The sequence below is a fragment of the Saprospiraceae bacterium genome (assembly GCA_016717265.1).
In the GTDB taxonomy this organism is placed as follows: Bacteria; Bacteroidota; Bacteroidia; order Chitinophagales; family Saprospiraceae; genus Vicinibacter.
Map to the genome: position 1 here is coordinate 23,627 of JADKFX010000003.1, position 9,599 is coordinate 33,225.

A 9,599-nucleotide genomic window follows, 5' to 3' on the forward strand; every position below is an offset into this window, starting at 1 on the left:
AAACTAATTTTGCATTATTAAAAGAAATTCATTCTATGCTTAAGACTGCTATAAATAAATTTAGAGTATTTATGCAATGAGCAGTTAATATTCTTCAATATCTTTCAAAATAAGGCAAAAGCCTTCTGATGCATTATAATTATACTCAACTTAAATTAAACAGAGTCTTCTAAAAAAGATGAAATCCAATTTGCAAATTAAAATGATCTTGGAAACACTGGCTTCCTTTATTTATATTCAGTCCACTTTTGGCTGACATTTTATAATTCCAATCATTCTTTCAAGCAGAAAATGGCTTCGCCTCACTGAGTCCTATACATTTTACTCGGTGTAGAAAATTTAAAATCTAATCTTCCTCTCTATTCAACTGCAAAGACGAATCGGAATTTCAATATAAATTCCAATTGGTAATTCTTTGATATATAAAGCTAGTTTTTGTTTTCCTAAAAAATTTACTAGTTCACCATGATAACCAGTTAACAGACCATCAATGATTTTAACTTTACTTCCTTTTCTTAAAAAGCTATTGTTTACAACGGTTTCGGTTATGGAGCACATCGCAATTCGAATCTTTTCTACTTCTTCGTCTGCCAGGGTGGCGTCTCTGTTTTCATATTGTACATATTGCTTTACAGCTTTAATATAAAATACATCATTGCGATGCTTTTCATCAGTATGTACAAATAAATTTCCCGGAAATGTTGGTGTGCTGAGAACTTTTTTTCTGTCAGACCATTGCCTGATCAAGTTAATTTTGGGTAAATAACTTTCTATGCCTAATTGAGCTAATTGTTGCTCAACTTTAAATTCAAATTTAGACTGGACGCAAAGTACTTTCCAGCAATTCATACTCGGTTGGTTAAAATTCGATGGCAATATAAGATTGACATTTTATACTGTCAAGTTTTTATTCAAATATTTTTATTTTTTAACATTTGAGACCTCACCTTCAAACCAAAATAAATATAAAAACCGCCTGCCTTATTTCTAAAGCAGGCGGCTAAATCTATTTCAATTAGGACAATGGCACTCTTAATTTATAACGCTTTTTCAAATTCCTTCCAAAGTCTATCTCTACATCTTTCTGATGCACGACAGCTCCTAGATTACTCGAAAAATCATAACCAATAAACTCTTTCAATACAGATGATTTGGTTTCACTGCTATTAGAAATCTTATCAATCTTTTTCTTAAACTGCTTGTCATCATTTAATACTGCAGCTTTTTTTGGATCCTTTGGTGAGGAAGATTTAGAGGTCCGGATATCCACTTCTCCTAATACCAACTTCGTAGAATCATAATAGTTTATCACCTTACCATCATTGTCGATGCTCACTGTAATCAATCCATGATCTGAATTTACACTTTCCACACCATTGTGACTTTGACGATATTGAACAATCGTTTCTACAACTGATGGGCTTTCCAATGTACCACTTCCTTCCAATGTGCCACCATTTGTTAAACGGTAACGAATGTTTCCTGGTTTTAATTCGATTCCTTTCGCCAGATTCAAATCATTCATAAACTTCTGTGCAATTTTAATTGCTTTACTTTCTGCAATGAGTGTTTTGTTTTCGAGGTTTGGCTTTCCAAAATAAATATTTAAAGCACCGGCATCATTTATATTCAACAAAACATCTTTACCGGATACTTGTCGATTCCCTTTTGCATCAAATAAAATTGTTTCTGAAATCACTTTTGTTAATCCTACGGCGCGGCCAATACTTGCAAGTCGTTTGTCTTCTTCAAATTTATTCGTAAGTATGATTCCATTTAATTTTTTTGGAACTGCCGTTCTATTAGCAAATGACCTGGAAGGCAAGGTGCCTATCCATTGCCATTGATACCATCCTTTTGTCACTGCTGCCTGAGAAAATAAACGCTCGTTATTTAAGCGATGGATAGCTTCGTTAGCATTCGCTCCAACTGCCATCACAACGGGTACTTGTCCGTGGCTGATTCTCCAACTTGCATCTAAAAATGCACGTGCAAATGTTTTCCCTTTTTTCCATTCATCCCAGAAAAATTTACCATAATTCGGATCATCAATACTCGTTGTTTCATACCCAAACATCATGCGAAGTCCGCCCCGATTTGGATCCCACCAGGATCTTACCGGATTGTCGGAACCAGAAACTCTGATGGAATAACAAGTGGACCAAAACATATAGCGCAATTCTTCATTAGAAAAGGCCATACGATTTGAAAATGCCCAATCCCGATTATCCCAAAGTCCACCAAGCGGTGCTTTAAAAACACCATTGTTGTCCATATCTCCATGCCCAGAATGATAAAAAACACGAACCGCATCGATACCAAATGAATCTTGCCAATTATCATAGGTTTCTTCATAAGCCCAAACTTTTACACCAGCATCTTTGCGCCAGTAATTTGCAGCTTTTCCCGGAAAAGAAGTCGGATAATCTAAAAATCCGTCTGCATCATCATGTGTGTAGGTTAATCCACTAGCACTTGAAAATGTCTCCAGACTGTTTGCACCATAAAAATCATTGGAACCACTTACAATTGTTTTCAATGCTTTTGCGGTCTTTGCTTTTTCCTTTACAAAAGGATCTAGCAGAATTGCCTTTTTAAATTTCATAAACACAATTTATTTGCCTACTCTTAATTCCCTTTTCGGCTACCGGGTGCTTACTCTTTTTAGGATTTTCAGCATACTCCATAAAGTGTTAAAATTGATTTGGAAATCGGCTTGAAATGAATATTTAAAAGTAAAGCAATAGACTATCTTCAATTTGAAATTTCATTTCAAATTGTATGACATAAAAAATATAAAATATTGTGAATCTGTAACTTAAGAAAATTACCTAGAATAAAAAATACTCCTAAAGAACCATAAAAAATGCTTCTTTAGGAGTATTGCGAAAAAGAAGTTTTTTCGATAAGTTTTAAACTCTTCTTCCTGCGATTCTAAAGTTTAAGACAAATCTTCAACTTCTGCTTCTGGAGCATTGTTCTTCACAGAATCAACTCCAGCTGTCCTACCAGTTTCATCCGCATACATCTGACTAGATCCAATCACCTGACCGTTGGTAGATTTTAAATTGAAATATAATTTACCATTTGCAGCGGTATTATGCTCATACCGATCATCTTCCTGTGAGTTTTTTCTGACAGATTCAATGCCATTGAGACAACTTGCTTTTGCACTATAACCTTCACTACTTAGGATAACCTGACCGTTTCCTGCTTTCAAATTAAATTGATATTCCCCATTAGAACGGGTACTGATTGTAAATTTGCCCATAATCGTTTACTTTAATAGATGAATTAAGAAGCTATAAATTTACAAGCTTCAGCCATTTAATCTAAATATTTTTTTTTCCAGGTTAAAATTCCAGGCATATTCTACTTTTTACCATTGTCAACGAATAAAAAAACAAAATGTCCTTTGCGCGGAATAGTAATGGCATATGCCACCAATTTAAAAACTTATCTAGTTCATTCAACAAAGACTTACTGATTTCAGTAATTATAATTTTTGAAAACAAAGTTTCATCGTTCAAAATACAATGCGAAGTGAACAATTTTCAACAATGATACCTTTAGAGTTTTATAAATACAAAGTATCACAATCACTTTCAAATAAACCAAAATAAAATAATCTAATTAGATTATACAATTTCCTTATTCCTGGATGCTAAATAATTCACAATCGCTTTTTCTCCAAAAGTATAAAACACAACCGGAGTTATAATCATATCCAATAAAGTACTACTAATTAAGCCTCCTAGTATAACTGTTGCTACTGGATACAAAATTTCCTTACCAGATGCTTGAGGATCTAAAGTAAGTGGAATTAGCGCTAGTGCCGCTACCAAAGCAGTCATTAATACCGGAACCAACCGCTCCAAAGAACCACGGATAATTAATTGCTTGCCAAATCGCTCGCCTTCATGTTCAACTAAATAGAGATAATGTGAAATCATCATAATGCCATTTCTAGATGCTATACCTGTAAGTGTAATGAATCCAACTAAGGTTGCCACAGAAAATGTCCCACCTGTAAATAATACTGCTAATACACTTCCGATTAATGCTAAAGGTATATTAAGCATAATTTGCAAGGTGATCTGCGCCGATTTAAAATGCGAATAAAGAATTAAAAATATTCCTATAATCGAAAAAATACTTAAAAACAAAATAAGTTTAGTTGCTGATTTCTGACTTTCAAACTGCCCACCATATTGAACAAAATATCCAGTTGGTAATTTAACATTTGCACTAACAGAATTTTGAATCTCCTGAACCGTATTTCCTAAATCTCTACCCTGCACATTACAGCTAATGGTAATTTTGCGTTGGGAATTCTCATGTGAAATGGTGTTGATACTCGTAGTACTTTCGATACTTGCTATTTGTTGTAATGGAATCAGTGTGCCATTCGGTGCATCAATTAAAGTGTTTCGAATAGCTTCCAGATTACTTCGTTCTTCATCGGTTGTTCGAAGCAAAATATCAAATGATTTAATACCATCTATAATTTGTCCGGTAACTTTTCCATTATAGAAAATTTCAAGATCTTCGGCAACCTTGCCTGCTTGCAATCCATATCTTTGCAATGCTTCCCGATTAACTTTTATTAATAGTTGTGGCACCATTACTTGTTTTTCAATTTGCACATCCACTACACCCCGAATGGATTTAATGGTCTCTGAAATTTGATTTGCATTGGATCTTAAATCGTTGAGATCGGTACCATAAAGTTTGATTGCAACCTGCGCTCGAACACCAGATAATAAATGATCTAAACGATGTGAAATGGGTTGTCCGACATTAATCGTAACACCTTTTAGAATTTCTAATTTACTGCGAATGTCAGCAATGATTTCATTTCTGGATCTGCTGGTTTCAGCTTTTAGTTCAACATCAATTTCAGAATTTGAAACGGGCTCTACGTGTTCATCCAATTCAGCACGGCCAGTTCTGCGGCTTACAAATTCAACATCAGGCACCTGTAACATAAGATTTTCTGCCATCGTACCAATTTTCGAACTCTCTTCCAATGATGTTCCTGCAGGCGTAGAAAGATTAATTGTAAATGAACCTTCATTAAATGGTGGTAAAAATTCAGTTCCAAAAAATGGGACCATAGCAATAGATGAAATAATTAAAAGTATTGCTGACACAATGATCGCTTTTGGTTTTTGCAAACCCCAATTCAATAATTTCGTATCCTGTTTTTTCAAAAATTTCACCAGTCCACTATCCATATTTATTTTATCATCTTTTGGCTTTAATAAATATGAACATAATGCTTAGTGTCACTGTAAGAGAAACGAAAAGTGAAGCAATAATGGACGTAATATAGGCTACACCAAGTGGTGCAAAAATTCTTCCTTCCATGCCCTGCATATAAAATAAAGGAATAAAAACCAATACTACAATAATCGTTGCATAAACTATAGAATTTCGAATTTCACAACTGGCATCATAAATTACTTGTAAGAGTGGTTTTGGATTTTCAGAATGTTTGTTTTCATGAATCCGCCGATGGACATTTTCAACATCCACAATTGCATCGTCTACCAATTCACCAATCGCGATAGCGAGTCCACCTAAGGTTAAGGTATTTATACTAAAACCAAAAAGTTTAAAAATAATTGCTGTTATAACAAGTGAAAGTGGAATAGCTGTTAATGTAATAATCGTAGTTCTGTAATTTAACAAGAACAAGAAAAGAATAATAACAACAAGTATAAATCCATCGCGTAATGCTTCCTCAACATTTGAAAGGGCGGCCTGAATAAAATGCTTTTGTTGAAATATAGTTGGATTTAATTTTACATCAGGAGGCAATGACATTTGCAGTTCAGCCAATGCTTTTTCCACTTCATTTGTCAAGGATACTGTACTATATTCAGGTTGCTTTTCAATCGTAAGGATCACAGATGGCTTTCCATTTATACTAGCATCCCCTCGTTTTTGTGCAGCTCCAAATTTAACTTCTGCTACTTGAGAAAGCAATACGGGCAATCCATCTCTATTGGCAACTACTGTATTTCGCAAATCATCTAATGAATATGCGCGTCCAACATTTCGAATTAGCACTTCACTTCCATATTGATTATAAAAACCACCCGAACTATTTTGATTTGTAAGTGTAAGCGCTTTATCTAAATCATCGATAGACAAATTAAACTGTTTAAGTTTTGCCGATGAAATCAATACCTGATATTGCAAACGCTCCCTCCAATAGGAATCACTTGTGAAATTCCTTTGATACTCATTAGTCGTCTGCGAATAGTAAAATCCGCGAGTGTTCGCAATTCTGATGCAGAGGTACTATCTGAAGAAACACCAACCAACATAATTTGTCCCATAACTGAACTAATAGGACCCATAATCATTCAAGGCTGTTTCAACCGGAATGATTATTTGCGTTTCTATTTCTTCTGGAGCCATCCCATTTGCTTCCAAAAAAACAGTAACTCTGGGGCGATTTAAATCAGGCAAAACATCAATCGGCAAGTTGCTGATTGTAAATATTCCAAAAAGAAATAGTAAAGAAGCAAACGAGATTACGAATAATCTGTTTTGAAGTGAAAACCGTATGAGTTGATTTAACATAATTTATCAATTAAAATTTCTTGTTGGAATTGGCATTTATTAGTCAAAAAAACATTAACTTTTAACCATTGACTCTTAACCATTGACTCTTGACTCTTAACCATTGACTCTTGACTCTTAACCATTGACCATTAACTATTGACTCTTAACTATTAACCATTAACTATTGACTCTTGACTCTTGACTCTTGACTCTTAACTATTAACCATTAACTATTGACTCTTGACTCTTGACTCTTAACCATTCCCAAATAGCTATGCATTATGGATCAATGCTTATGACCTTCTTCCCCATGTTCATGGTTGTGCTCCTGATTTTCTTCGTTCATTACTTTGCCTGTAGATGGCTCGACTTTTATTACAAAATCGGTGGTGTGTAATTTCCCATCAGCCATAAATTGAAGCCATACTCTATAGATACCTGCTGTTTCAAAGTTGGTATGAAAATGAAGTATCGTTCCTTCTACTTCTGGATGTAAGTGAACATATGCTTTCGTTTCCATATGAATAGCTACCATATGACCTTTAGCACCCAGGTAATTTTGTAACTGATTGACATCAAATGACTTCCCATTTTTTAAGAATACAGCATCAAAATGAATCGCAGTATTTGAAATAAATTTTCCATCATCAGGTTTTAAAGTTACAGAAAATGGATTACTAAAAGCTGTATTTTGAATCGATGTATACGTCTTCCGGGAGGCAGATTTTCCTTTAACATCGACTTCAATTTTTTCTAACTGATGTGTACTTCCACTTGGTTTATAATCCGCATAGAGTAAATACTTACCCCCGGATGGAAAAGTTTCTGATAAGGCATACGATCCGTCCTCCTGGTATTCTGGATGAATATGATTAAACCAGGATAAATCTTCACGCACTGCAATGAGATGAATTTTCTTTTCGTGTGTAACGTCTAATGGAACTGCTTGTGCACTATTATTTTTATTCCTTGGAGTGAATGCCAATACTGCAGGTTTTCCGGCCTCCAAAATTTCAGGAGCGGATTTGAAATCCATTTGAAAATTTCCTGCCATTGGTTTTTCATCCATGTGCTCTAATGCCATTCCACATTTAGAACACTTTTCACCTTCCTGTCCAGTCACTTCAGGATGCATCGGACAAGCATATATATGAACGTGGTCCTGCTCCTTTGTTGTTGCAGATTCATTCTCAGAAGTTATTTCTTTACTTTTATTATTGTTACATGCAATAAGAAAAATAACTGCGCTCATGGCAAATATAGAAATGCTTTTTTTAATGATATTTTTCATTTTTATTAGAATTTTAAATTATTGATTTAGGAAAATCATTTTGAGTTGATAACTTGCATTGACAACAATGCGTTCGTCCTCTTCTACCCCCTTAAGGATACTTGTAAAACTTCCATTGTTTTCACCTAATTGTACATAACTTACACTGTACTTTTCTGCTGCATCTTTAATAAATACAACTGGCTTACCGTTTATTTCTGTAATAGCAGAATTCGGGAGTACAATTTGATGCGAGCTCTCCAATGCAAATACCCGGATGTTAACAAATTCACCAATCTTAAAATCATTATCCGGATTGTTTAGTTGAAACAAAACACGTTGAGATTGATTACTTGCATTTATTTCTTGTGCCAGGGAAAGAAGTTTTACTTCACTGGTGATATGACTATCATTAGCACATTCAATGGTAAATTTTGCACCCTTTCTTACCTTAGCCGCATCTTTATCAAACACCTGCGCTTCTGCATAAATCTGCGAAAGATTTGTTATTGTAAAAAGATTTTGTCCAGCATTCACAGTGGATCCAATACTCAAACTAAAATTACCCAATACGCCAGCAATTGGAGATTGTAAAACAAATGTGCGTCCAGCATTCCCTTTGAATAGCTTTAAATTACTATCTGCTTTCTGAAAACGCGCATTTGCTTCATCCATATCTTTTTTTGCTGCAATGTCTGCGATCGTATTCAATCGGTCGATCTCCTTTTTAGAAGCCTCATATTCGGCAAGGAGTTTATTTTTTCAGACATCATATTCACTTGCGTACCAGCATCCAGATTTTGTTCAACAATTGCAAGCTGCTGTCCGGCCTTTACATATTGACCAACATTCACAAAAAGTGCTCGGATTTTTCCATTTTGAGGAGTTCCAACTTGAGCTTGTCCCCCACTACTTGGAATTATAGTTCCAAAAAGTTTGATACTCCCTGTAAAAGAACCAGAGACCAATTTTTGAGTAATTACATCAAATAAAAACTGCGTCTCTTTAGGAACTAAAAATGAATTAGAAAAATTAGTACCTGACTTAGAAGCTCCATGATCATCATCACCATGGGCCTCAGACTGTAATAAAGGCAAAAAACAATTAATAATAATTAAGAAAATGGCAATGGTACTTCTACCTGATTTGGTATTCCTTTTTTGAAAAAGTAAGCCTAGAAATAGACCAATCACCAAGGAGCTTATGACAATTAACCAAAGCAACCAATTACTATAGTCTAAATGAGCGTGGACATGTTCTTCTGATGCTATCACTAATTCTTTTCCAACCTCCACACCAGAAAGCAAAATTAAATCTGCTCCTTGTGAAGCATTAATTCTTACTGCAAGAGAATACTTCTTTAGTTCAGTAAAACGGGATTCTAGTATATACGTACCTTCACTACTATGTCTGATCTGAAACACTAAGGAGCTATCTTCCTGTGAACGAATACTAATATCTGCGCTATCGATTGGTCTGTTTGTAGCGAAACTACTTACAAATAAAATAAGCTTTGCTGGTTCGTTAGGATGAATGGGTTCATATCTAAGCAGTAATTCATATTTATCAGAAGAGGCTTCAATTGAAAAATATTTTGCAGTTTGTACTGACTTTAAATCTTCCTCCGGACCATGACTATGATCATCACCTCCAGATGCTTGAAGTGGATTACTGTTTGCAATAATCCAAATAAATAATGCAAATATTCTGATTTTTAACGTATGATTCATTCTTATCCTTTTAAATAATTAAT

The 9,599-nt window shown here is 34.7% G+C and carries 6 protein-coding genes and 1 pseudogene; all 7 read right to left on the reverse strand.

Annotation, left to right across the window (positions count from 1 at the left end; translation table 11 throughout):
* Positions 1 to 363 precede the first annotated feature (363 nt).
* The 7 genes and pseudogenes from IPO86_16345 to IPO86_16375 all read right to left on the reverse strand — a co-directional run bounded on the left by IPO86_16345 (position 364) and on the right by IPO86_16375 (position 9,576).
* Positions 364 to 849, reverse strand: a complete 486-nt coding sequence (locus IPO86_16345) for a UpxY family transcription antiterminator (GenBank protein MBK9729673.1) — start codon at positions 847 to 849, stop codon at positions 364 to 366.
* Positions 850 to 1,015: 166 nt separating this feature from the next.
* Positions 1,016 to 2,605: a hypothetical protein gene (locus IPO86_16350; protein MBK9729674.1), complete on the reverse strand. Its 1,590-nt coding sequence runs from the start codon at positions 2,603 to 2,605 to the stop codon at positions 1,016 to 1,018.
* A gap of 336 nt (positions 2,606 to 2,941) precedes the next feature.
* The gene (locus IPO86_16355; protein MBK9729675.1) at positions 2,942 to 3,271 is read right to left on the reverse strand and encodes a YegP family protein; all 330 of its coding nucleotides are present in this window, start codon (positions 3,269 to 3,271) and stop codon (positions 2,942 to 2,944) included.
* Positions 3,272 to 3,638: 367 nt separating this feature from the next.
* A pseudogene (locus tag IPO86_16360) lies at positions 3,639 to 6,594 on the reverse strand (efflux RND transporter permease subunit).
* Between the two features lie 268 nt (positions 6,595 to 6,862).
* On the reverse strand, positions 6,863 to 7,867 hold the full coding sequence (locus IPO86_16365; GenBank protein ID MBK9729676.1) for a hypothetical protein: 1,005 nt from the start codon (positions 7,865 to 7,867) through the stop codon (positions 6,863 to 6,865).
* Positions 7,868 to 7,885: 18 nt separating this feature from the next.
* Entirely contained in the window at positions 7,886 to 8,557 is a 672-nt protein-coding gene (locus IPO86_16370) for an efflux RND transporter periplasmic adaptor subunit (GenBank protein ID MBK9729677.1), read from the reverse strand.
* A complete protein-coding gene (locus IPO86_16375; GenBank protein MBK9729678.1) occupies positions 8,554 to 9,576 on the reverse strand; it encodes a biotin/lipoyl-binding protein in 1,023 nt (340 codons plus the stop codon). Before IPO86_16375 ends, IPO86_16370 begins: the two co-directional genes overlap by 4 nt.
* Between the last annotated feature and the right edge of the window lie 23 nt (positions 9,577 to 9,599).